At 63.7% G+C, this 1,226-nt stretch carries 1 protein-coding gene; it reads right to left on the bottom strand.

The window, feature by feature from the left end; genetic code table 11:
* A partial coding sequence (gene istA, locus H7F49_RS19210; protein ID WP_185685152.1) for an IS21 family transposase occupies positions 1–1,226 on the bottom strand: 1,226 nt, incomplete at both ends.

The following is a 1,226-nucleotide window of genomic DNA, read 5'->3' as shown; positions in this document are numbered from 1 at the left end:
CGGCCAGGAGCCCGGCGAGTTCAGCCTCGCATGCGCGTTCGTGGGCCATGGCCAGAAGTTCGACGGTGATGCAGCATGCCTCCCGCTCGCCATGAACTTCCAGCAAGTGGTCGAACATCAGGCGATAGGCATCTCGCGGGAACAGGCTGTCGCGATAGACCAGCCCCAACAGCGCCATGGGCTTGCGGCGCAGGGAATGGATCACGTGGCGATAATCGACGACGTGGCCGTGCTTCCCGTTCATGCCGGCGCGGCCGCGGGGCAGGGTCATGAGCCTCGTGCCCCCGATGAAGACGTCGAGGCGGTCATCATACAGCCGGACCCGCAAGCGATGCCCGATCAGGCGGGATGGGACCGTGTAGAACACCTTTCGCAGCGTGAAGCCGCCCGATGACGTGACCGTCACGAGAATCTCTTCGTAATCGGTGGTGCGCACATCCGGCAGCGGTTGCAGGAACTTGCGTTCGGCATCGATCCCGGGGGCGTGCCGCCGGTTGCGCGCATTTACGACCTCGTCGATGAAACGGCGATAGTCGGCAAGGTCGGCGAAGTCGGCGCTACCGCGCAGCAGCAGCGCATCCTTCACGGCAGCCTTGATATGGCCATGAGCACTCTCGATCGCGCCGTTCTCATGGGCAATGCCGCGGTTGTTCCTCGTGGGCTCCATTCCGTAATGGGCACAAAGCGCGTCATAGCGCCTGGTAAGGTCGATCCTGGTATCGGCGTCCAGATTGCGGAACGCGGCCGAGAGGCTGTCGGTGCGATGAAGCTTCGGCGCACCGCCTGCGGACCAGAGCGCGTTCTGCAGCCCTTCGGCCAAGGCAACGAAACTCTCGCCGCCCAGGATGATGTGCCCATGCTCGAAGCCGCCGCAAGGCAGCCGGAAGTGATAGAGTAGGTGGTCCAGTGATTGCCCGGCGATCGAGACTGTCAGATCGTCCATGCATGTAAAATCGGACAGGCCGAGCCGTCCCGCTTCGTGCACTTGCCGGAAAATGACTTCGCGATCCTGCCCGTTCATGGCGCGCCAGTCGCGAATGCGTCTCTCCAGGGTTCGCCGGGAGCCGAACACCGTCTCGGGGTATCGGCGTCGCAGTTCCTCGAAGATCGCGATAGGTCGGAGGCCGGGAGCAGCCTCGAGCATCGGCACGACCACTTCATCGAAGATACCGGCCAAGGGATCGGGTCGGCGCCGACCGCGTGGGGTTTGCCGCTGTGATGGGAAC

Origin of the sequence: Novosphingobium aerophilum (assembly GCF_014230305.1) — a bacterium.
Classification (GTDB): Bacteria; Pseudomonadota; Alphaproteobacteria; order Sphingomonadales; family Sphingomonadaceae; genus Novosphingobium; species Novosphingobium aerophilum.
This window is presented reverse-complemented; position numbering and strand designations above follow the sequence as displayed.